Here is a 22,551-nt window from a genome sequence, read left to right as displayed (position 1 = left end):
GCGGGCGGTGTTCTCCGCAGCATGGCGCCCACGACGACCGACCACCCTGCCCTGCCCGCGCTGGACGGCCTCGACTGGACGGGCATCGGCGAGTCCCTCGACCGCGAGGGCTACGCGGCGACCGGGCGGCTGCTCGACCCGGCCCAGTGCGCGGAGATGATCGACGTGTTCGACCGGGACGAGGCGTTCCGCTCGACGGTCGAGATGGCCCGGCTGTCGTTCGGCGAGGGCCGCTACCGCTACTTCGCCGACCCGCTCCCCCCGCTCGTGCAGACCCTCCGCGAGCGCCTCTACCCGGGGCTCGCGGGCGTCGCCAACCGCTGGGCCGAGGTGCTCGGCGAGGAGGGCTGGCCGGCCGAGCACGAGGGGCTCGTCGAGCGCTGCGCGGCCGCCGGCCAGCACAAGCCCACGCCGCTGGTGCTGCGCTACGGGCCGACCGGCTACAACTGCCTGCACCAGGACGTCTACGGCGACCTGACCTTCCCGCTCCAGCTGCTGATCATGCTGAACACGCCGGACGTCGACTTCACCGGCGGCGAGAGCGTGTTCGTCGAGCAGCGCCCCCGCCAGCAGTCGCGACCGATGGTCGTGCGCCCCGGGCTCGGGGAGGGCGTGGTCTTCCCGGTGCGCTACCGCCCGAAGCAGGGCTCGCGGGGCTACCACCGCGTCCAGATGCGCCACGGCGTCTCGGCCGTGCACTCCGGGCAGCGCCATGTCCTGGGGATCATCTTCCACAACGCCCGCTGAGCACGTCTCGGCGTGTCGTCGCCAGCGTGTCGTGTCAGCGGCGTGGCGCCGCAGACGTTGAGTGTCCGTAACGCCACGCACTCGATCGTCGGGGCGCGGGCGGGATGCTCGGCGCTCGCCGGGGCGCGGCCACCTTCCCGACGAGCTTGCGAGTGCGGCGTGCACCCTCGTCGGGGCGCGGGCGGGATGCTCGGCTTCCTGATCGTCGCCGCGGGTCGGTCCCGCAAGATCACCAGGCCCTCACGGGCTCCACCAAGATCGACATCCCCCCGCACGAGCCTGCTGATCACCCGACGGCGCCGCCCCCTCACGGGTCGAGCGCGTCGAGCCCCGTCTCCGTCACGTGCCGCAGCGCGTCCAGTCCCGCCGCGATGGTCGGCAGCTCCTGCGAGCCGGCGCGCACGGCCGCGATGACGCGCCGGGTCGGCACCGGCGGGGTGGTGATGCGCAGGCGCCGGGTGTCGTGGTGCGCCGGGAGGTCGGCCAGGCGCGGGACCAGCGCCACCCCGAAGCCCCGGGCCACCAGCGCGGCGCCGGTGTCCCACTCGTCGGCGTGGTGTGCGATGTCGGGCGCGAAGCCCGCCTGGCTGCAGGCGAGCGTCACGAGCTGGTGGTAGGCGCGGCCGGTGTTGCCGCACACCCAGGGGTCGGCGGCAAGGTCGGAGAGCGCCACGCCGTCGCGCTCGAGCAGCGGGTGCCCGGGCCCGACGAGGACGTCGAGCGGCTCGTCGAACAGCGCGTGCTGGTCGAAGGCCGGGTCGGACGCCGGGGGGATGCTCGGCGTCGCGACGACGACGGCGAGGTCGACGTCCTCGGCGGCGAGCAGGTCGAACGAGCGCGCCGGCTCGGTCTCGCGCAGCCGCGCGCGCAGCTGCGGGTGCTCCTGACGCAGGTGCTCGAGGACCCGCGGCACGACCACGGCCGCCGCGCTCGAGAACGCCGCGAACCGCAGGGTTCCCCCGACCGCCCCCGCCCGGTGCGCCGCGAGGTCGGCCCGCGCCTGCTCCCACTGGGCGGTCAGCGTCTCGCCGTGCTCGAGCAGCGTGCGGGCCGCCGGCGTCAGCCGCACACCCCGCCCGACGGGCTCGAGGAGCGGCACCGCGAGCTCCCGTGCGAGCGCCTGCATCTGGTGCGAGACCGCCGACGGGGTGAGCCGGCAGACCTCCGCGGCGGCGGTGACGGTGCCGTGCCGGGCGATGGCCGCGAGCACCCGGAGCCGCCGGTCGATCATGTACCGATCGTACAAGATCATAGGTTCGACGTTTCGATGGACTCGGAAGGAATTCGGCTCCCACACTGCGGTCACGCACCACGGCACCGCCGCCGGCCGGTGCGTCGACCACGACCTGGAGCAGGAGATTCCCTTGTCCTACCGCGCGATCGTCGTCGGCCTCGGCGGGCTGGGTTCGGCGACCCTCTTCCGCCTCGCCTCGGCCCTGGGCGACGGTGTCCTCGGGCTCGAGCAGTTCGAGCTCGGCCACGCCCGCGGCGCCTCGCAGGACCACTCCCGGATCATCCGGCTCGCCCAGCACCAGGAGGAGTACGCCGCGCTCGCCGAGCCCGCGTACAAGGCGTGGCACGAGGTCGAGGCCGAGGCGTGCCAGCAGATCGTCACCCGCACCGGTGGGCTGGTGATCGAGGACCGCGTCGCCCGCGCCGGCATGGCCTCCGGCAGCCGCAACATCGAGGGCTACACCGCGATGTTCGACCGCTTCGGCGTCGCCTACGAGCGTCTCGACGCCGACGAGCTGATGGCGCGCTGGCCGCAGTTCACGCTCTCCGGCAGCGAGCAGGCCCTCTACCAGCCCGACTCCGGCATCGTCGACGCCGCGCGCGCCAACGCCGTACACCGCGCCCTCGCCCGGGCACACGGTGCGGAGATCCGCGCCAACACCCCCGTCCGGGCCATCCGTCCCGACGGCGAGGGCGTCTCCGTGGTCACCGACGACGGCGTGCTGCACGCCGACCGGGTCGTCGTCACCAGCGACGCCTGGACCAACCAGGTGCTCGCCGAGACCGGCACGACGCTGCCCCTGACCGTGCTGCAGGAGCAGGTCACCTACTACGCCACCCCGCACCTGGCGGAGTTCTCGCCGTCCCGCTTCCCGATCTTCATGTGGCACGGCGCCCACAACTTCTACGGCTTCCCCGTGTACGGCGAGGTCGCCACGAAGCTCGGCCAGCACATGGGCGGCCACGAGACCACCGCCGACGAGCGCACGTTCGAGCCCGACCCGGTCCGCCGGCAGCGCTACCTGGCGTTCCTCGACGAGCACGTGCCGCGCTTCGCCGGCCCGGAGCTCTACTCCAAGACCTGCCTCTACACGGTCCCCCCGGACCAGGACTTCGTGCTCGACACCCTGCCCGAGCACCCGCAGATCGTCGTCGCCAACGGCGCGGGCCACGCGTTCAAGTTCGCCGCCCTGATCGGCCAGCTGCTCGCGGAGCTCGCGCTCGACCACGTCCCGTCGCAGCCGATCGGGAGCTTCTCGATCACCCGCCCCGCCCTGACCGACCCGAGCTACCCGCGGAGCTTCCATGTCTGAGACGACCCTGCCGAAGGTCTCGCCGGCGACCCCGGCCACCCTCCCGGCTCGTCCCGTCGACCCGGCCACCTACACCGAGGAGGCCACCTACGCCGCGACCCGGCTGCCCGTCGAACTGGCCTCGACCCTGCTGCCCGACGCCTACTCCGCGGCCGAGTTCTTCGCGCTCGAGCAGCAGAAGGTCTTCGCTGCGAGCTGGGTCGCGGTCGGGCTCGCCGCCGACGTCGACCGCCACGGGGCCTGCATCGTCGTCGACGTCGCCGGCCGCTCGGTGATCGTCACGCGCAACCGTCACGGTCAGCTGCGCGCGTTCCACAACGTCTGCCGCCACCGCGCCACCAAGCTGCTCGCGAACGACGCCCGCGAGGTCGGGCACCGCGGGCGCATCCGCTGCCCGTACCACTCGTGGACCTACGACACGGACGGCGCGTGCCTCGGCACCCCGCTGTTCGAGGGGTCCGACGTCCCGGCCGGCGAGGAGTCGATCTTCGACACGTCCGTCGCCAAGGGCTTCGACAAGGCCGACTACGGGCTCATCGACGTCGCCGTCGACACCTGGGGCCTGTTCCTGTTCGTCAACCTCGACCCGGACGCCGCCCCGCTGTCGGTCCACCTCGGCGACCTGCCCACGCGCTTCCGGGACTACCGCCTCGACGAATGGGTCCCGCAGCGCCGGCTGACCTACGACATCAACGCGAACTACAAGCTCGTCGGCGAGAACTTCATGGAGTACTACCACCTGCCCTGGGTGCACCCGGAGCTCAACCAGGTCTCCAAGTTCTCCGACCACTACCGCTGGCAGGGGCCCGGGATGTACACGGGCATGTGCACGACGCCGGTGTCGCGCAACACCGACGCCGGCGGCTGGGACGGGCTCCAGGCGCTGAGCACCCTCGGTCCCCAGGACGCCGACGCCGGCCGGTTCGTCTGGCTGTTCCCGTCCACCGCGCTCGTCGTGCTCCCGAACCACGCGTTCGTGCTGTTCAACCGCCCGGTCGCCGCGAACCGCACCGTCGAGACCGCGGTCCTGCTCGCGCACCCCGAGTCGCTCGAGCACGCGGAGGCCGAGGACGGCATCGAGCAGCTCGCGAAGTTCTGGGATCTCGTGAACCGCCAGGACATCGAGATCGTCGAGCGGGTCCAGGAGGGCATCGAGAACCCGGCCTACCGGGGCGGGCGAATGTGCTTCCGCTTCGAGGAGCCGCTGCACCGGTTCCAGAACATGGTGATCGACAAGGTCGTCGGCGTCGATCGTGTGCCGGGCGGTGACGAGGACACGATGACGCGGATGTTCCCGGACCCGTGACCGCGCTCGCGTCGGGGCACGTCGTCGACGGCACGACGGTGCCCGCCCGCGACGGCCGCACGATCGCCGTCGAGGACCCGTCGACGGGCGAGGTCATCGCCGAGATCGCGCGCGGCGACGCCCACGACGTCGACGCCGCGGTGACGGCCGCACGGGCGGCGGCGCGGCACACGCGCCGGACGACACCCGCCGACCGGGCGCGGGCGCTGCGCCGGCTCGCCGCGGCCCTCGACGCGGCGAGCGAGGAGTTCGCCCGCCTCGAGACCCTCGACACCGGCAAGCCCCTGTCGCTCGCGCGCGGCGAGATCGCGGGGTGCGTCGGCTACCTCGACTACTACGCCGGCGCGGCCGACAAGCTGCACGGCGAGACCATCCCGCTCGGCCCCGGCTCGCTGGCCTGGACCGTGCGGGAGCCGGTCGGGGTCACCGCGCACATCGTCCCGTGGAACGCGCCACTGTCGATGCTGTGCCGCAGCGTCGCGCCGGCGCTCGCCGCCGGGAACACCGCCGTCGTCAAGCCCGCCGAGCAGACCCCGCTGACCGCGCTGCGGTTCGCGGGCCTCGTCGAGGCGGCCGGGTTCCCGACGGGCGCGGTCAACGTCGTCACCGGCCTCGGCGCGGAGGCCGGGGCCGCCCTGGCGTCGCACGCCGGCGTCGGGTCGCTGACGTTCACCGGCTCGGTCGCGACCGGGCGGGCCGTGCTGCGGGCCGCCGCCGAGCACATCACGCCGGTGGTCACCGAGCTCGGCGGCAAGTCGCCGCAGATCGTGTTCGCCGACGCCGACCTCGACCACGTCGCCGCGCAGGTCGTCATGGGCTTCACCACCAACACCGGCCAGTACTGCGACGCCGGCACCCGCCTGCTCGTCGAGCGGGCGGTGCAGGACGAGCTGGTCGCGCGCATCGTCGCGCGCACGGCGGACCTGACGATCGGGCCCGGCGTCGACGACCCGGATCTCGGCCCGCTCGTCTCCGCCGAGCACCACCGCCGCGTCACCGGCTACGTCGAGATCGGGCGGCAGGAGGGGGCGCGGGTCGCGGACGCCCCCCGCGAGCTCCCCGACGCCGGGTACTTCCTCGCGCCGGCCACCTTCGTCGACGTCACGCCGGACATGCGCATCGCCCGCGAGGAGATCTTCGGGCCGGTGCTCGCCGTGCTGCCGTTCGACGGCGAGGACCAGGCGATCGCCCTCGCCGACGACACCGACTACGGCCTCGGCACGGGCATCCACACCCGCGACATCGACCGCGCGCTGCGCGTGGCCGACCGTGTCGACGCCGGCTACATCATGATCAACGAGTACTGGGGCGGCGGACCCGGCGTCCCGTTCGGCGGCACCAAGCGCAGCGGCACCGGCCGCGAGCGCGGGCTGGTCGCGCTCGAGAGCTACGTGAAGCTCAAGACCGTCGTCGCCCGCGTCTCCCAGCACCCCTCGTCGGACCAGGAAGGATCCCCGTGAGCACGAGTTCTGCCGACGTCGTCGTCATCGGCGGCGGCCTCGAGGGCTGCGCCGCCGCCTGGGCCCTCACCGGCCGCGGCGTCACCGACGTCCTGATCGTCGAGCGGGCCACCGTCGGCTCGGGCGGCACCGGCAAGTCGTCGGGCGTCGTCCGCAGCCACTACGGCGTCTCCTCCCTCGCGGCGATGGCCGCGAGCAGCCTGCAGACCTTCGAGGACGCCCCGCTCGTGCTCGGCGCCGACGTCGGCTTCCACCAGACCGGCTACGTCGTCGGCGTCGGCCCGGAGAACGTCGACGCCTTCGCCGCCTCGCTCGAGGCCCAGCGCGCCGTCGGCGTGAAGACCGAGGACATCGACCACCGCGAGGTGCAGAAGCTCTGGCCGGTGGCCGACCTCGAGCCGTTCGGGGCCTTCGCCCACGAGCCGCGCGGCGGGTACGGCGACGCCTACCAGACCGCGCAGGCCTTCGCGGGCGCCGCGCGGCGGGCCGGCGCGCGGCTGCGTCAGGGCACCGCCGTCACCGCGATCCGCACGGCCGGCGACCCCGTCACCGGCGTCGAGCTCGCCGACGGCACGACCGTCGCGACCGGCACGGTCGTGCTCGCCGCCGGGCCGTGGTCGGTCGCGCTGCTCGCCGCGCACGGCATCGAGCTGCCGCTGACGCCGCACCGCGAGCAGATCGTGCTCGTCGACCCGCGTCAGCCGCTCGGCCCGGTGCCGGTCTTCTCCGACCTGGTGTCGCTGCAGTACATCCGCCCCGAAGGCGCGGGGCAGCTGCTGTTCGGCAACTCGGACCTCTCGGTGCTCGAGCCGGCCGACCCGGACCGCTACTCGAACCAGGCCACCCCGGAGGCCGTGGACGTCGCCGTCGAGAAGGTCGGCACCCGCCTGCCCGGCCTCGCGGATCCGGCGATCGCGTCGACCTACGCCGGCTGCTACGACGTCACGCCCGACTTCAACCCGGTGATCTCGGCGACCGGGCTCGACGGTCTCGTCGTCGCCGCCGGGTTCTCCGGCCACGGCTACAAGATCTCCCCCGCCGTCGGGCGGCTCGTCGCCGACCTCGTCGTCGACGGGCGGAGCTCCGACCCCGACATCCCCGCCGAGGACTTCCGCCTCACCCGCTTCGCCGAGGGTGCGCTGCTCACCAGCCCGCACCCCTACGTCGGCGCCGGCCAGATGCGCTGAGGGAGACCGACATGGACATGATCATCCACGAGCGCCGCGACGAGGCCGACGGCGTCGTCTCCCTGACGCTCGGGCGTCCCGACGGCGGTCCCCTGCCCCACTGGGCGCCCGGCGCGCACGTCGATGTGGCGCTCGCGGACGGCCTCGTCCGGCAGTACTCGCTGTGCTCCGACCCGGCCGACCGGCAGCGGTGGCGCCTGGGTGTCCTGCGCGAGCCGGTCAGCCGCGGGGGCTCGGAGTACGTGTTCGACAAGCTGCACGGCGGCGACATCGTGGCCGTCGGCGAGCCCCGCAACCACTTCGCGCTCGAGCCGGCCCGGCGCTACGTCTTCGTCGCCGGCGGCATCGGGATCACGCCGATCCTGCCGATGATCGCCGCGGCCGAGGCGGCGGGCGCGGAGTGGACGCTGCTCTACGGGGGCCGCTCGCGGGCGTCGATGGCGTTCCTGCCCGAGCTCGCGGCGTACGGCGAGCGCGTCACGGTGGCGCCGCAGGACGAGGTCGGACTGCTCGACCTCGCGGGGCTGGTGGCGATCCCGCGCCTCGGGACCCTCGTCTACGCGTGCGGGCCGGCCCCGATGCTCGACGCCGTCGGCGCGCTCATGAGCATCTGGCCCGCGGGGAGCCTGCGGGTGGAGCGCTTCGCGCCGAAGGTGCTCGAGGACGCCGGCGGCGAGTCGTTCGAGGTCGAGTTCGCGAGCACCGGCGTCACCGCGACCGTCGACCCCGGCCGCAGCATCCTCACCGTCGCCGAGGAGGCCGGGATCCCGGCGCTCTGGTCGTGCCGGGAGGGCACGTGCGGGACGTGCGAGACGCCGCTGCTCGCCGGCCGGGCCGAGCACCGCGACTCGCTGCTGACCGACGTGGAGAAGGCCGACCAGAACACGATCTTCATCTGCGTCTCGCGCGCGGAGCGGGGTTGCGGGCGGCTGACGCTGGACCTGTGACGATCGCTGTCCGCGCTCAGGCGCTGCCGCCGTAGGCCGGGTGCGTCACGGTGTCGCGCTGCTCGACGAGCCGCTGCGCGTCCTCGGCCGCCCGGCCCCGCGCGGCCTCGACGACGGCGCGGCCGGTCGCCCCGCGCGCCGACCGGCACACCGCGTCCTCGTCGCCGGCCTGCGTGTCGATCCACAGCGACACGAAGACGAGCGTGTCCTGGTCGGCGGACACCGCGCCGTCGGCCACGGCGTCGAGGACCCCGCGCGCGATCCCGACCTGGCAGGCGCCGAACACCAGCGTCTCGACCATGCCACCGTCGGCCGGGATCTTGTTCAGCATGATCGTCGGGGGGTAGAGGGTCTCGTAGGACGGCTGGTCGGGGCCGAGGCTGACGAGGATCGGCGCGAAGCCCGCGCTCGGCGCCGTGAACGACGTCATCAGGGCGGCCGCGGTCGGCGATCCCCGCTCGGCGAGCACGACGTTGACGTGAACGCCGTCCGGCGGTGTCCCGCCCCAGCCCTGCGCCACCCGTCCGTCGAGCCCGCTCATGTGCCCTCCCCAGGACTGCGCCGCGGCAGCCTCGTCGCCCCGATGACGGCGATCAGGCAGAACGCCAGCGTCCACCAGAACGTATCGGCGAACGCCAGCGCCACCCCCGGCTCGCCGAGCGGCGCCCGCGCCTCGAGCCGGGTCTGCAGGACGACGGCGAGGACGGCGGTGCCCACCGAGCCGCCGAGGGTGTTGAGCAGGTTCAGCGCGCTCGAGGCCCGCGGCAGCTGGGCGTGCGGCATCGACGAGTAGACGACGTTCATCACCGGGGCCCCGATCATGCCGAGCCCCAGCCCGCGCACGAGCATCGACGCGACGATCAGCCCCTCCGGCGGCACGCTCCCGAGCTGGGTGAACAGCACCGTGCCGAGCGCGATCAGCCCGATCCCGGTGAGCACCAGGGTGCGCGGGGCGACGCGGTCGACGGTCCGGTTGGTGACGATCGAGCCGAGCGCGGCGCCGATGCCCTGCGGGGCGAGCAGCAGGCCCGCCGCGAACGGGGTCAGGCCGCGCCCGATCTGGAAGTACAGCGGCAGCAGGAACATCGCGCCGTACACGGACGCGCCCAGCACGATCAGCGCCGCGGCGGCCGCACCGAACGGCGGCTTCGTGAACAGCCGCAGGTCGATGAGCGGGACGCCGGGGGTGCGCAGCGCGTGCACGACGTACAGCGCGAGCATCACCACGCCCACGAGGCCGACGAGCACGGGCGCCGAGGTCAGCGGACGGCCGTTGCCCAGCTCGGTGAGGCCGAACACGAGCACCGCGAGCCCGGGCGGCAGCAGGGCCGCGCCCAGCACGTCGAACTTCGCGCCCTGGGCCGCGGGCGGGTTCGGCGCCACGAACCGCCACGCCAGCGCCACGGCGACCAGACCCACGGGGACGTTGACCCAGAACAGCCACGTCCAGTCGGCCACCGCGAGGATCGAGCCGCCGATCACCGGCCCGAGCACCGGCGAGAGCAGCGGGATGACACCGACGATGCTGATGATCCGCCCGATGCGCTTCGGGCCGGCCTCCCGCGCGACGAGCGCCTGACCGACCGGCGGGAGCAGCCCGCCCCCGAGGCCCTGGATCACGCGGAAGACGATCAGGCTCGCCGTCGACCACGCCAGCGCGCAGAGCAGCGACCCGGCCAGGAAGAGGATCACCGCACCGATCCAGGTCCGGCGCCCGCCGAACCGGTCGACGATCCAGCCCGACGACGGCACCGCGAGAGTGACGGCGAGCAGGTACGCCGTCGTCACCCACTGGATCTCGGTGACCGACGCCCCGAACTCGGTCGCCAGGGTGTCGATCCCGACGTTGACGATCGTCGCGTCCAGCGTCGCCATGAACGTGCCGAGCACCAGCACGAAGGCGGTGCGCAGCAGGCGGCCGTCGATCTCCGTGGGCGGCTCGGGAGCGGCAGGCGCGGTCACGGGAGCGGATCCTCCTTCAGGCAAGGGTGACCTAACAAATCCGGCGCAGCGTGTGGCATCGTCGGCCGCGATCCACGCCGAGTGAGGAGCTGCCCATGGACCGGGACCGACCCCGGGAGCGCGTCGCCGAGGCCCTGCGGGGCGAGGGGGGCACCAAGGTGCCGTACCCCATCCGCATCCGCCGTCTCGAGATCCTCGGTACGCGCACGGTCGGCCCCGCGATGCTGCGCATGACCCTCTGCGGCCCGGAGCTCGCGGGCTTCGAGAGCCACAGCGTCGTCGACGAGCACGTCAAACTGGTCTTCCCCGACGACGACGGCGGGCTGCGCCTGCCCGAGGCGGACGGGCTGATGCTCTTCTGGCCGAAGCCGATGCCGCCGACGCGCGACTACACCGTGCGTCGCCACGACGTCGACGCCGGCGAGCTCGACCTCGACTTCGTGCTGCACCCCGGCGGGCTCGCCTCGGCGTGGGCGGCCGCGGCACGGCCCGGCGACACGGCGTGGGTCGCCGGGCCGCCCGCGGGTCTCGCCGTGCCCGGGCGCTACGACCACTACCTGCTCGCCGGCGACACGACCGCGTTGCCGGCGATCCAGCGGTGGGTCGAGCACATGGCGGCGGACACGACGGGCTGGGTGTTCGTCGAGGTCGCCGACGCCTCCGAGGAGGTCGACCTCGGCGCGCCCGCGGGCGTCACCGTCACCTGGCTGCACCGCGACGGCGTCGCCGCCGGTCGCAGCACGGTCCTGGCCGACGCGGTGCGGGCGGTGAAGGTGCCGTCGGGCGAGTCGGTGTACGTGTGGGTCGCCGGCGAGGCCGGGTCGATCAAGCCGCTGCGCCGCTGGGTGCGCGACGACCTCGGCCTCGACCCCGCCGACGTCTCCATCACCGGCTACTGGAAGGTGGGCCTGTCGATGTTCGACGAGGACCACAACCCCGGCGACGGCGAGGATCACGGGCACGGCCACGGGCACGGCGACTGACCGGTCACGGCAGCGCCCGCGCGACGATCGGCCCGATCACGGCCCAGCCCTGGGCGGACACCATCGCGGCGTGGTCGCCCTCGACCCGGTGGTCCACGAGCCGGTCCGCGCCGACCAGCTCGCGCCAGGCCTCGGCCAGCCGCTCGCCGTCGCCACCGTCGGTGGCCCGGGAGGCGGCGAAGAGGGTCAGCCGGCCGTCGTAGCGGGGCGCGTGCGAGGCGGTCCGGATCGCCACGGTCTGCTCGACCGCCGCGCGCACCGCCGCGAACAGGTCCGGCGCGCCCTCCGCCGCCCCCGGGGGCAGGGCGGCCCTCAGCTCGCGCTCGACGGTGTCGGCGTCCGGCCCGCGACCGTCGGCCCGCTCGGCCGACAGCGGACCGGAGTCGATCATCCCGGTGAAGGCGACCTCCTCGCCCTGCGCGGTGAGCAGCGCGGCGAGCGCGTGCACGACGTTGCCGCCGAACGAGTACCCGAGCAGGTGGTACGGCCCCTCGGGCTGAATCGACCGGATCGTCGCGAGGTAGGTCCCGGCGAGCTCGTCGATCGTCGTCGCGGCGACGGGCGTGCCGTCCAGTGACGGCAGCTGCAGGCCGATCACCGGACGATCGGCCGGGAGCTCCCGCACGAGCCCGGTGAACACCGTCGCGAACCCGCCCGCGGGGTGGACGCAGAACAGCGGCGGCGCCGACCCCGACCGCAGGGTCAGGACGTGGCTCCGCGGCAGGTCCGCCGTGTCGCCACCCGGGGACTCCCCCACGGTCGCCCGCGCCGCGATCCCGGCGACGGTGCCGCCCTCGAGCACGTCCCGCACCGACAGGGCGACCCCCTGGCGCCGGCTGCGCGACACGAGCGCCAGGGACACGATGCTGTCCCCGCCGACGTCGACGAACTCGTCGTCGAGCTGCACGGCGTCGTTGCCCAGCACCTCGCGCAGCACGCCGAGCAGCACGGACTCCGCGGGCGTGCTCGGCGCCCGGGCGACGGTCGCGCCCTGCTCGGGCGCCGGCAGCGCCGCGCGGTCGAGCTTGCCGCTCGGCCCGAGCGGCAGGTGGTCCAGGACGACCAGCGCCGTCGGGACCATCGCCGCGGGCAGCTCGCCGGCGAGGTGGGCGCGCACCGCCGCGGTGTCGAGGCCAACCCCATCCAGGCCGGCCCCGTCGAGGCCGGCCCTGTCGACCGGGACGACGTAGCCGACGAGGCGGCGCTCCCCGGGCCGGTCCTCGCGGACGTGAGCGACGGCGGCGCGGACGTCCGGGTGCCGCGCCAGCGCCGACTCGATGTCGCCGGGCTCGATCCGCACGCCGCGGACCTTGACCTGGTCGTCGGTGCGGCCGAGGTAGACGAGCTGGTCGTCGGCCCGCCACCGGACCCGGTCGCCGGTGCGGTACATGCGCTCGCCCGCCGGGCCGAAGGGGTCGGCGACGAAGGTGCGCGCGGTCTGCGCCGGCAGGTTCAGGTAGCCGCGGGCCAGCCCGGGGCCGGCGAGGTACAGCTCGCCGACCATCCCGACGTCGACGGGCAGCAGCCCGCTGTCGAGGACGTAGGCGCGGACGTCGGGGTCGGGCCGCCCGATCGGCAGCGGGCCCTCGTCGGCGTCGACGATCTGTGCGGGGTCGTAGTGCCACGTCACCGCGTTGATCGTGACCTCGGTGGGCCCGTAGGCGTTGAAGAGCGCCCGCCGCCCGTCGCCCCACCGGCGGGCCACGGCGGGGTCGAGCCGCTCGGCGCCGACGACCATGAAGACGTCAGGGTCGATGCGCGCGTCGTCGGGCATCGCGGCCAGGAACGACGGGAGCAGGTTGATCCCGGTGACGCGGTGGTCGGTGATGTAGGTGAGCAGCTCGGGGCCGGGCAGCCGGACCTCCTCCGGCGCAATCACCGACGTCCCGCCGGAGAGCAGCGGCAGCATCATCTGCCAGATCGCGACGTCGAAGCTGGTCGTCGCGAAGTGCAGGTAGCGCTCCCGCCCGACGCCGACGACGTCCTCCTGGAGCGCGATCAGGCCGGCGAACCCGCTGTGGCTCACCGCGACGCCCTTGGGACGCCCGGTGGTGCCCGAGGTGTAGATGACGTAGGCCAGCGACTGCTCGGTCGTGCCGCGGCGCGCGTCGGTCGGGTCGGTGTCCCAGGACGGGGACGGGGCCACCAGCGCGGGGTCGTCCAACCGCACGACGGGCACCCCGGTCAGCGGCAGGTCGACGGTGACGTCCGAGGTCGTCACCGCCGCCACCGCGGCGGCGTCCCCGACCATGTACTCGAGCCGGTCGCGCGGGTAGGTCGGGTCCATCGGCACGTACACCGCGCCGGCCTTGAAGATCCCGAGGACCGCGACGATCATCTCGACGTCCCGGCCCAGCAGCACGGCGACCGGCTGCTCGGGCCGCACGCCGTGCGCGAGCAGCGCGTGCGCGAGCCGATTGGCGCGCCGGTCGAGCTCCGCGTAGGTCAGGACCCGGTCGCGGCACTCGACCGCGTCGGCGTCGGGGTGCTCCCGCACCCGGGCGCCGAACTCCTCGAGGCAGCCCCCGCGGACGCGGTGGCCGGCGACGTGCTCGGTGCCGGCCGCGAGCACCCGGGCCTCCCGCGCCGGCTCGAGCAGCCGCAGCCGGGCGACGGGCCGTTCCGGGTGGTCGACCATGTCGCGGAGCAGCGTGCGCAGCCGGTCACCGATGCGCCGCACGGTCTCCTCGTCGAACGCCCGCGGCTGGTAGCCGAAGCGGACGAGGATCCTCTCTTCGGGCAGGACGACGACGTTCATGGGGTAGTGCGTGCCGTCGTCGGTCGCCACCCCGTCCAGCACGACACCGGGCGCCAGCGTGACGCCGGTACGCGCGGACATCGGCAGGTTCTCGGTGACGAACAGCGTGTCGAACAGGTCCCCGACACCGGCCGCGCGCTGGACGTCCGCGAGCCCGACGTGGTGGTGGTCGGTCATCGCGACCGACTGCTCGTGCACGGCCCGCAGGACGTGCTCGACGGTGTCGGCGTCGCGGTACCGGAAGCGCACCACGACCGTGTTGCCGAGCTGGCCGATCATCGTCTCGATGCCGTCGACCTGGCCCGACCGCCCCGACACCGGCACGCCGAACACCACGTCGTGCCGGTCGGTGAGCCGGGCCAGCAGCAGGCCCCACGCGGTCTGCACGACGGTCGCGAGCGTGATCCCGCGGCGCCGGGCGAAGGCCCGGATCGCGGCGCTGAGGTCGGCGTCGAGCTCGGTGTGCACGCGCTCGGGCCGGTCGAGGCCGGCCCCCTTGACGAAGCCCGGCGCCAGCCGCGTGCCGTCGTCGACGCCCGCGAGCAGCCCGCGCCACGCCTCCAGCGACGCCGCGCGGTCCTGGCGGGCGAGCCAGCGCAGGAAGTCCGTCACCGGAGCCGTCGGTGCGGCCCGTCCCCCGCCGCCGAACTCGTCGTAGACGGCGAACAGCCCCCGGCACACCAGCGGCATCGACCAGCCGTCGAGCAGCGCGTGGTGGTTGGAGACGACGAGCCGGTGGTCGTCCTCGCCGAGCGTGGCGAGGACGAAGCGGATCAGCGGCGGGCGGGCCGGGTGCCAGTCGCCGTCCAGCTCCGCGCGCGCCTCCGCGTCGACGGCCTCCTGCTGCTCCCCGCGCGGGCGACCGGTCAGGTCGACGTCGCGCCAGCCCAGCACGACGTCCTCGGGCACGACCTGCACGACCTCGCCGGTGGTCGCGGTGGTCAGCACGCTGCGCAGCGCCGGGCTGCGCCGCAGCAGCTCGGCGGCCGCGTCGCGCAGCCGCGCCGCGTCGATCCGCCCGACGAGGCGGTGCACGCCCTGCACGAGGTAGACCTCGGCGTCCTCGTCGCCGCGCGCGAGGCTGTGCACCACGAGGCCGGCCTGCAGGTCGGTCGCCGGCAGGGCCTCGCGGATGCGCCCCTCGTACCCCTCCACCGACGCGGGGTCGACCAGCACCTCGGGCGCGGCGTCCTGCGCGTCGTCGGTGGTGCGCGCGAGGGCCGCGAGCGACGCGAGGTCGGGCGCGGCGAGCAGCTCGCGCGGGCGCAGCTCGAGGCCGTGGGCGCGCAGCCGCGAGCAGGCGCTGATCGCGGTGATGCTGTCGCCACCGAGCCCCACGAAGTCGTCGTCGACCCCGACCCGGTCGAGCCCGAGGAGCCCGGCGAGCACCTCGCACACGGCCCGCTCGCGGTCGGTCTCCGGCGCCCGGCCCGTCCGCGTCGTCGGCGGCGCCGGGAGCGCCCGGCGGTCGAGCTTGCCGCTGGTCGTGGTGGGCAGCGCGTCGAGCACCAGGACCGTCGAGGGGACCATGTGCTCGGGGACGTGCGCGGCGAGGTCACGGCGCACGGCGTCGGACGTGACGGGTTCCCCGGCCGGCACCACGTAGCCGACGAGCTGGGGCCGCCCGGTGTCGGTGCGCACCACCGCGGCCGCCGCCCGCACGCCGGGCAGCTCCGCGAGCCGGCCCTCCACCTCGCCGATCTCGACCCGGTAGCCCCGGATCTTGACCTGGCCGTCGCCACGGCCCAGGTAGTCGAGGCCGCGCCCGGGGACCCAGCGGGCGAGGTCGCCCGTGCGGTACATCCGCGCGCCGGGCGGGCCGGAGGGGTCGGCGACGAAGCGCTCGGCGGTGGTCGCGGGGTTGCCCAGGTAGCCGCGGGCCAGGTGGGGCCCGGCGAGGTGGAGCTCGCCGACGGTGCCGTGCGGCACGGGCTGCAGCGCGACGTCGAGGACGGCCACGCGCGTGCCGGGCAGCGGGCCGCCGATCGTCGGCGACCCGCGGTCGATCGCGGCGATCGTGGCGTCGACCGACGCCTCGGTCGGCCCGTAGACGTTGCGCGCCGCGACGCCGGAGTCCGCGACCCGCTGCCACAGGCCCGGCGGCGTCGCCTCCCCGCCGAGGACCAGCAGCGCCGGCGGGTGCTCCCCGGTGAGCAGGCCCTGCTCGACGAGCTGCGCGGCCATCGACGGGGTGGTGTCGACGACGTCGATCCGGTCGGCGCGGAAGGCCGCGAGCAGCTCCTCGGCGTCGCGGGTGAGCTCGGCGTCGTAGACGTGCAGCTCGTGCCCGCAGAGCAGCCAGAGCAGCTGGTCGATCGAGGCGTCGAACGCGAACGAGTAGGTGTGGGCCACGCGCAGCACGCGCCCGGCCGCGACCTCGTCGACCGTCGTGCGGTGGTGCGCGAGCAGCCCCGCGAGCCCCCCGGCCCGGCCGAGCACGCCCTTGGGCCGCCCGGTGGACCCGGAGGTGTAGATGACGTACGCGAGCCGGTCCGGCGACCCGGGAGCGGCCGCCGGCGGGCCGTCGGGGAGCGCGTCGGCCTCGGCGGCGAGGGTCGCGGCCTCCTCCTCCGTCACCACCAGCACCGGGCGGGCGTCGTCGATCAGCTCCTGCCGGCGCCCGGGCGGGTGCGCGAGGTCCAGCGGCAGGTAGGCCGCGCCCGCGTCGAGCACCGCGAGCAGGGTCACGACGAGGTCGACCGAGCGCGGCAGGGCGATCGCCACGACGTCGTCGGTCCCGACGCCCCGGGCCCGCAGCGCCCGCGCGGTGCGGTGCACGCGGCCGACGAGCTCGGTGGCCGTGAGCCGCTCCGGGCCGCACACCAGCGCCGTGCCGTCGCCGACCTCGGCGGCGAGGCGGTCCAGCGCGGCGGGGACGTCCTCGGGCTCACCGGTGACGGGCGGCCCGGCCCAGTCCCCCCGCAGCGCGGCCTCCTCGTCGGGCGTCGTCAGTTCGACCCGCCCGATCGGCGGAGCGTCCTCCCCGGTGAGCGCGTCGATCACCCGCAGCAGGGCGTCCGCCCGCCACTGCACACCGCGGCGGTCGGCGAGCCGCTCGTCGACCTCGAAGCCGAGCCGCAGCCCCCCGTCCGCGGTCGGGGTCGCGGTCAGCTCGAAGTCCTGCGGCGGCCCGCCTGCGACGTTGCGCATCACGCCGGTCGAGCCGGCGAAGTCGATCGTGTAGTCGAAGGCCTTGAGGTTGATGCCGCCGACCAGCATCGCGCCCAGCCCCGGCACGCCGAGCTCGCGCGGCAGGTCCGCGCCACGGAAGCGCTGGTGGGTGCGCATCGCCTTCATCTGCCCGGCCACCCGCGCACTGAGGTCGTCGAGCCGGTCGTCGCCGCGGACGGTCATCCGCAGCGGCAGCAGGTTGACGGCCATGGACGGGGTGCGCAGGGCGGCCTTGCCGACACGGCACATCAGCGGCATGCCGATGACCACGTCGGACTCGCCGTGGGCGCGGTGCAGGAAGGCGGCGAAGCAGGCGATGAGGACGTCCGCCCAGGTGGTCGAGCTGCGCTTCCCGATCTCGCCGAGGCGCGCGAGCGTCGCCGGGGAGACGACGGCCGCGGCCGCGACGGTGCGCTCCGGGGCCCCCGACGCCGTGCGGGAGGCGCCGGACGGCTCGGGCAGCGGGGTGAGCTGGTCGCGCCAGTAGGTGCGGTCGCGCTCGTACCGCTCGCTCGCGCGGTACTCCCGGTCGGCGGCGACGAGGTCGGCGATCGCCCCGAACTCCGGCGCCGGCCGCTCCTCGCCCCGGACCAGCGCCGTGTAGTGCGCGGCGGCCTTCCGGGCCAGCATCGCCGCGGAGTACCCGTCGATGATCACGTGGTGGTAGAGCTGCACCCACCATGCCGTGCGGTCGGTGAGCACCAGCAGGGTCTGGCTGTGCAGGGGGCGGTCGACGAGGCCGCGGCACGCCTCGGCCGCGCGCGCCCGGATCGACGCGACCGCCGTGTGCGCCGCGGCGACGGGGTCGGGCTCGGCGCGCAGGTCGACGGTCTCCGGGGGCGCCGCGGGCTCGTCGGCGAGGCGCTGGGCCGGCCCGTCCGGGGTGTCGTGCAGGCGCAGGCGCACGGTCTCCGCCTCGTCGAGCGCGCGCCGGACCGCCTCGGCGAGGGCGGCGAGGTCGAGCGTCTCCGGGCCGTCGATCTCGACCACGTCGCCGACGAGGTAGTGGGGCGAGTCGGGCTCGAGCCACTGCGCGTTCCAGATGCCGAGCTGGGCACCGGTGAGCTCCAGGAGCCCGTCCTCGCGGGGACCGTCCTGCGGGGTCACCGTCTCGACGCCAGCGGTCGTCACGCCGTCCTCCCGTCCCGCGGAGGACGGACAGCCGTCGTCCTCGCCACCGACTTGTGGTTAGGCATACCTAACACACGAGTGGGTCACGCGTCCCGTCCGCGAGACGAGTGACGCGTGGTGTCGGTCTCGCCACGTCCTGCGACCGCCCCGCTGGTGCGGTGCGGCAAGCCTGCCCTAACCTCCCCCCGACTCGACGACGCCGACTCGACGACGCGCGGAGCCCGCCGGACGGGCGCGGAAGGGAGCACCTGTGAGCCCAGTGGGCGAGCACGCCACGACCGTTCGGAGGACACCCCTCCGCCTGCTCCTCGCGGGCCTGGCCGCGCTGCTCGTCCTCGCGGGCTGTGGTGGCGGGGGCGAGTCGTCCGGCGGGGGCGCCTCCGGCGAGACCCGGACCGTCGAGTCCGAGCGCGGCCCGGTGCAGGTGCCCGCGGCCCCGCAGCGCATCGCCGTGCTGTCCGGCGGTCTCGCGGGTGACCTGTTCACCCTCGAGGCGCCGGTGGTCGCGGCCGACCCGCGCGTGCTGGGCGTGCAGAACGACGCCTCCGGCTTCCCGCCCAGCTGGTCGGCGCAGGCCCAGCAGCAGGGCACCGCGCGGCTCGCGAGCGAGGGCGCCGGGCTCTCGATCGAGCAGGTCGCCGCGGCCCGGCCGGACCTGATCATCGGCGGCGGCCAGGGCTTCACCGCCGCGCAGGCCGCCAACGCCTACCCGCAGCTCCAGCAGATCGCGCCGACGGTGCTGCTGCCCGCCTTCACGCAGTGGCAGGACCAGCTGACCCGGATCGCCGACGTCGTCGGGCGCGCGGACCGCGTGCCGGGCCTCCTGCAGGCCTACCAGGACCGGGCCGCCCAGGTCCGCGGGGCGCTGCGCGTGCCCCCGCAGCCGACCGTGTTCCTCTACCAGGCCCGCGACGGCAAGTCCTACGTCATCACGCCGACGGCGGCGCTGCCCCGCATCGCGACCGACCTCGGGTTCACCGCGGACGACGTCATCACCAAGGCCGACAACCCGCCGCTGTTCGGGACCGGCGACTCGTTCGAGGTCAGCCAGGAGCTGCTCCCCCGGGTCGCCGACGCCCCGACCGCGATCTTCGTGCCGATCGGGCAGACGCCGCTGGACCAGCTGCGGACCAACCCCGTGTACGCGCGCCTGCCCGCCGTCGCGGCGAACAACGCCTACGAGGTGCCGTCGTCGAGCTTCCGCCCGGACTACCAGGGCGCGATGACCACGCTCGACACCTTCGCCACCCTGTTCCGCTGAGCCCGCCGCACCTCCGTCCCACCCGAGGAGCCCGATGCGCGTCGTCCTGTTCGGTTACCAGAAGTGGGGAGCGCGGCTGCTGGCCGCGCTGCTCGAGTCCCGCCACGAGGTGGTGCTGACCGTCAGCCACCCCGAGGAGGGCGAGTGGGCGCCCGCGATCTTCGAGGAGTCCATGGGTGACCTGGCCCGCGTGCACGGCATCCCCGTCGTCTACCGCGAGAAGGCCGTCGACGACGAGCTCGTCACCACCATCAAGGAGTCCGGCGCCGAGATCGGCCTGGCGTGCAACTGGCGGACCTGGATCAGCCCGGAGGTGTTCTCGGCCCCCGAGCGCGGGACGGTGAACACCCACGACTCGCTGCTGCCGAAGTACGCCGGCTTCTCCCCGCTGAACTGGGCCCTGATCAACGGTGAGAGCCAGGTCGGCATCACCGCGCACTGGATGGACGCCGACCTCGACCGCGGCGACATCATCACCCAGCGCACGGTGGCGGTGACGCCGACCGACACCACCGAGGACCTGTTCCACCGCACCGTCGGCCTGTTCGGGGAGCTCTCGCTCGACGCGTTCGACCGGATCGAGCACGGGCCGCACGACTGGCTGCGCCAGGACCCGGCGCACGCGTCGTTCTTCCACAAGCGCGCCGACCCGGACAACAGGATCCACTGGGACCGGTCGGCCCGCGACCTCGTCAACCTCGTCCGCGCCCAGACCGGGCCGTACCCGAACGCCTGGTGCCTGCACGAGGGGCGGCGGCTGCGGGTGCTCGAGGCGTCCGTCTCGCGGGAGAAGGCCGGCGGCACGCACGGGCGCGTGTTCGCCCGCGAGGGCCGCGGCGTGATCGTCGTCGCGGGCCCGGAGTCGTGGCGCGGCGGGCAGCACGGGCTCGTGCTGCAGCGCGTGCTCGACGAGGACGGGACCGAGCACGTGGCCGGGGACTGGTTCCGGCGCATGGGGGACTACCTCGAGTGACCGCGACGACGGCCACCTCCGCCGAGGAGCGCACCGCGCCACCCCTGGCCACCGGCACCGCCCGCGCGGCGGGCCTGGTGGGCGGGCTGGTGCTGCTCGTCGTGGCCGTCCTCCTGTCGCTCGCGGTCGGGGCGCTCCCGGTCTCGCCGGCCCAGGTGATCACCGCGTTCACCGACTACGCCGGCACCGACGCCCACGTCGCGGTGCGGGAGCTGCGGCTGCCGCGGACGCTGATCGGGCTCGCGGTCGGCGCGGCGCTGGGCGCGGCGGGCACCGTCATCCAGGGCGTGACGCGCAACCCGCTCGCCGACCCCGGGATCCTCGGCATCGAGGCCGGGGCGGCGTTCGCCGTGGTCACCGCGATCTACATCTTGGGCATCACCACCACGGCCGGCTACACCCCGTTCGCCCTGCTCGGCGCCGGGGTGGCCGCGGTCGTCGTCTACGCCCTCGGGGCGTCGGGCCGGGCGGCGGCGAGTCCCGTCACGCTGGCCCTCGCGGGCGCGGCCGTGGCGGCGCTGCTGATCTCGCTGACGTCCGCGCTGGCGCTCCTCGACTCCGGCACCCTCGACGCGTTCCGCTTCTGGGTGGTCGGGGCGCTCTCGGGGCGCGACCTCGGGACGCTCGCCGGCGCGGTCCCGTTCCTGGGCGCCGGGCTGCTGCTCGCGCTGTACTCCACCCGGGCGCTCAACGCGCTGGCGCTCGGCGAGGACGTCGCGCGGTCGCTGGGCCAGCGAGTGGCGCTGACCAGGGTGCTCGCGGCGCTCGCCGTCGTCGGGTGCGCCGGCGGCGCGGTCGCGGTCGCCGGACCGATCGGCTTCGTCGGGCTGGTCGTCCCGCACGCCGCACGGGCGCTCGTCGGCCCGGACTACCGGTGGCTCATGCCCTACGCGATGGTGCTCGGCCCGGTCCTGCTGCTGGTCGCCGACGTCCTGGGCCGGGTGCTCGTGTCGCCGGGCGAGCTGCAGGTCGGCATCGTCATGGCCGTGATCGGCGCGCCGGTGTTCATCTGGCTGGTGCGCCGGGGACGGCTGGCGCAGCTGTGACCGCCACCGACAGCACCAGCACCAGCACCGACAGGCGTCCCCGCCGCGTCCCCGTGCGCACCGCGCGGTTCTCGCGCCTGCTCGACCTGCGGCTGCTCGCGGTGTGCGCCGGCGCGGTCGTCGTCGGGCTCGTGGCCGCGGCGCTGTCCGTGAGCGTCGGGGAGTTCCCCATCCCGCTCGGCGACGTCGTCGCGACCCTCGTCGGCACGGGGACCCGGAGCGACGAGTTCATCATCATCGGGCTCCGGCTGCCCCGGGCGCTGGTGGGCCTCGGTTGCGGGATGGCGCTCGGGCTCTCCGGGCTGATCCTCCAGACGCTCGTGCGCAACCCGCTGGCGGCGCCGGACATCATCGGCGTGACCGGGGGCGCGAGCCTCACCGGTGTCGCCATCCTCGTCCTGGGCGCCCCGGCCGCGCTGCTGCCCGTCGGGGCGTTCGCCGGTGCCGTCGCGTCGGCGACGCTGATCTACGCCCTGGCCTGGCGCGGCGGCCTGTCCCCGTTCCGGCTGGTCCTGATCGGGATCGCCCTCGCCGCCGCGGCGACGGCCGGGACGCAGTACCTGCTGGTGGTCGGCGAGCTCATCGACGTGCAGCGCGCGGCGGTGTGGCTGATCGGCAGCCTCAACGGCGTCACCTGGGAGGAGTTCTGGCCGCTCGCGGTCGGGCTCGTGATCCTGCTGCCGGCCGCGGCGGGCCTCGCCCGCAGCCTGGACGCGCTCTCCCTCGGAGAGGACTCGGCGCTCGCGCTCGGGGTCACCGTGCAGCGCGCCCGCCTCGGGCTGGTGGTCGTGGCGGCCGGGCTCGCGGCGTTCGCGGTGGCGGCGGCCGGGCCGATCGGGTTCGTCGCGTTCATCGCGCCGCACATCGCCCGGCGCCTTACGGGACTCACCGGGGCGGCCGTGCTGCCCGCGGTGGCGCTCGTCGGCGGGGTGCTGGTGATGGTGTGCGACCTGGTCGCCCGCCTGGTGCTCGCGCCGATCGAGCTGCCCGTCGGCACCGTGACCTCGGTCGTCGGCGCCCCCTTCTTCCTCTACCTGCTCCACCGCGCCAACCGACCCGCCCGAGGAGGCTGA

15 protein-coding genes are annotated in these 22,551 nt (G+C 74.8%); 11 read left to right on the top strand and 4 right to left on the bottom strand.

Features of this window, described 5'->3' with window-relative positions; all coding sequences use genetic code 11:
* Positions 1–21: 21 nt before the first annotated feature.
* Positions 22–747 carry a 2OG-Fe(II) oxygenase gene (locus WCD41_RS03520; protein ID WP_337711983.1) on the top strand — a complete coding sequence of 242 codons (726 nt, stop codon included), beginning with the start codon at positions 22–24 and terminating at the stop codon, positions 745–747.
* Between the two features lie 307 nt (positions 748–1,054).
* Here WCD41_RS03520 and WCD41_RS03515 read toward each other — a convergent pair whose 3' ends face one another.
* Entirely contained in the window at positions 1,055–1,978 is a 924-nt protein-coding gene (locus WCD41_RS03515) for a LysR family transcriptional regulator (protein ID WP_337711982.1), read from the bottom strand.
* A 133-nt stretch (positions 1,979–2,111) separates the two neighbouring features.
* Between WCD41_RS03515 and solA the strand changes: the two genes are divergently transcribed.
* From solA to WCD41_RS03490, 5 genes are read left to right on the top strand one after another with little or no spacing between them, the layout of a single operon-like run.
* Positions 2,112–3,293, top strand: a complete 1,182-nt coding sequence (gene solA, locus WCD41_RS03510; RefSeq protein WP_337711981.1) for an N-methyl-L-tryptophan oxidase — start codon at positions 2,112–2,114, stop codon at positions 3,291–3,293.
* Positions 3,286–4,599: an aromatic ring-hydroxylating oxygenase subunit alpha gene (locus tag WCD41_RS03505; protein ID WP_337711980.1), complete on the top strand. Its 1,314-nt coding sequence runs from the start codon at positions 3,286–3,288 to the stop codon at positions 4,597–4,599. Before solA ends, WCD41_RS03505 begins: the two co-directional genes overlap by 8 nt.
* Positions 4,596–6,059, top strand: coding sequence for an aldehyde dehydrogenase family protein (locus WCD41_RS03500; RefSeq protein WP_337711979.1), 1,464 nt, complete (start codon positions 4,596–4,598; stop codon positions 6,057–6,059). The genes WCD41_RS03505 and WCD41_RS03500 overlap by 4 nt, the downstream gene beginning before the upstream one ends.
* Positions 6,056–7,246: an NAD(P)/FAD-dependent oxidoreductase gene (locus tag WCD41_RS03495; protein WP_337711978.1), complete on the top strand. Its 1,191-nt coding sequence runs from the start codon at positions 6,056–6,058 to the stop codon at positions 7,244–7,246. The genes WCD41_RS03500 and WCD41_RS03495 overlap by 4 nt, the downstream gene beginning before the upstream one ends.
* Before the next feature lie 11 nt (positions 7,247–7,257).
* On the top strand, positions 7,258–8,193 hold the full coding sequence (locus WCD41_RS03490) for a PDR/VanB family oxidoreductase (RefSeq protein WP_337711977.1): 936 nt from the start codon (positions 7,258–7,260) through the stop codon (positions 8,191–8,193).
* 16 nt (positions 8,194–8,209) lie between these two features.
* On the opposite strand, the gene WCD41_RS03485 is transcribed toward WCD41_RS03490, so the two are convergent.
* Complete coding sequence (locus WCD41_RS03485; RefSeq protein WP_337711976.1) at positions 8,210–8,734, bottom strand: formaldehyde-activating enzyme; 525 nt, start codon at positions 8,732–8,734, stop codon at positions 8,210–8,212.
* Complete coding sequence (locus WCD41_RS03480) at positions 8,731–10,155, bottom strand: MDR family MFS transporter (protein ID WP_337711975.1); 1,425 nt, start codon at positions 10,153–10,155, stop codon at positions 8,731–8,733. Before WCD41_RS03480 ends, WCD41_RS03485 begins: the two co-directional genes overlap by 4 nt.
* Before the next feature lie 95 nt (positions 10,156–10,250).
* Here WCD41_RS03480 and WCD41_RS03475 point away from each other — a divergent pair, with 95 nt between their 5' ends.
* A complete protein-coding gene (locus WCD41_RS03475; RefSeq protein ID WP_337711974.1) occupies positions 10,251–11,138 on the top strand; it encodes a siderophore-interacting protein in 888 nt (295 codons plus the stop codon).
* 4 nt (positions 11,139–11,142) lie between these two features.
* Here the strand turns inward: WCD41_RS03475 and WCD41_RS03470 are convergent, their stop codons facing one another.
* On the bottom strand, positions 11,143–18,174 hold the full coding sequence (locus WCD41_RS03470) for a non-ribosomal peptide synthetase (protein ID WP_373695075.1): 7,032 nt from the start codon (positions 18,172–18,174) through the stop codon (positions 11,143–11,145).
* A gap of 274 nt (positions 18,175–18,448) precedes the next feature.
* On the opposite strand from WCD41_RS03470, the gene WCD41_RS03465 reads away from it, so the two are divergent.
* The 4 genes from WCD41_RS03465 to WCD41_RS03450 are packed head-to-tail and all read left to right on the top strand — an operon-like array spanning position 18,449 to position 22,551.
* Entirely contained in the window at positions 18,449–19,459 is a 1,011-nt protein-coding gene (locus WCD41_RS03465) for an ABC transporter substrate-binding protein (RefSeq protein ID WP_337711972.1), read from the top strand.
* 34 nt (positions 19,460–19,493) lie between these two features.
* Entirely contained in the window at positions 19,494–20,432 is a 939-nt protein-coding gene (locus WCD41_RS03460) for a methionyl-tRNA formyltransferase (protein ID WP_337711971.1), read from the top strand.
* A complete protein-coding gene (locus tag WCD41_RS03455) occupies positions 20,429–21,478 on the top strand; it encodes a FecCD family ABC transporter permease (protein ID WP_337711970.1) in 1,050 nt (349 codons plus the stop codon). Before WCD41_RS03460 ends, WCD41_RS03455 begins: the two co-directional genes overlap by 4 nt.
* A complete protein-coding gene (locus tag WCD41_RS03450) occupies positions 21,475–22,551 on the top strand; it encodes a FecCD family ABC transporter permease (protein WP_337711969.1) in 1,077 nt (358 codons plus the stop codon). Before WCD41_RS03455 ends, WCD41_RS03450 begins: the two co-directional genes overlap by 4 nt.

The organism is Actinomycetospora aeridis (assembly GCF_037400275.1).
Taxonomy (GTDB): Bacteria; Actinomycetota; Actinomycetes; order Mycobacteriales; family Pseudonocardiaceae; genus Actinomycetospora; species Actinomycetospora aeridis.
Note: the sequence above shows the minus strand (reverse complement) of the source record. Positions and strands in the feature narration are given on the sequence as shown.

Coding starts and splice junctions, on each gene's coding strand:
- WCD41_RS03515 (WP_337711982.1), bottom strand. CDS start 1,978: ATGATCGACCGGCGGCTCCGGGTGCTCGCGGCCATCGCCCGGCACGGC.
- WCD41_RS03490 (WP_337711977.1), top strand. CDS start 7,258: ATGGACATGATCATCCACGAGCGCCGCGACGAGGCCGACGGCGTCGTC.
- WCD41_RS03475 (WP_337711974.1), top strand. CDS start 10,251: ATGGACCGGGACCGACCCCGGGAGCGCGTCGCCGAGGCCCTGCGGGGC.
- WCD41_RS03485 (WP_337711976.1), bottom strand. CDS start 8,734: ATGAGCGGGCTCGACGGACGGGTGGCGCAGGGCTGGGGCGGGACACCG.
- WCD41_RS03505 (WP_337711980.1), top strand. CDS start 3,286: ATGTCTGAGACGACCCTGCCGAAGGTCTCGCCGGCGACCCCGGCCACC.
- WCD41_RS03520 (WP_337711983.1), top strand. CDS start 22: ATGGCGCCCACGACGACCGACCACCCTGCCCTGCCCGCGCTGGACGGC.
- WCD41_RS03460 (WP_337711971.1), top strand. CDS start 19,494: ATGCGCGTCGTCCTGTTCGGTTACCAGAAGTGGGGAGCGCGGCTGCTG.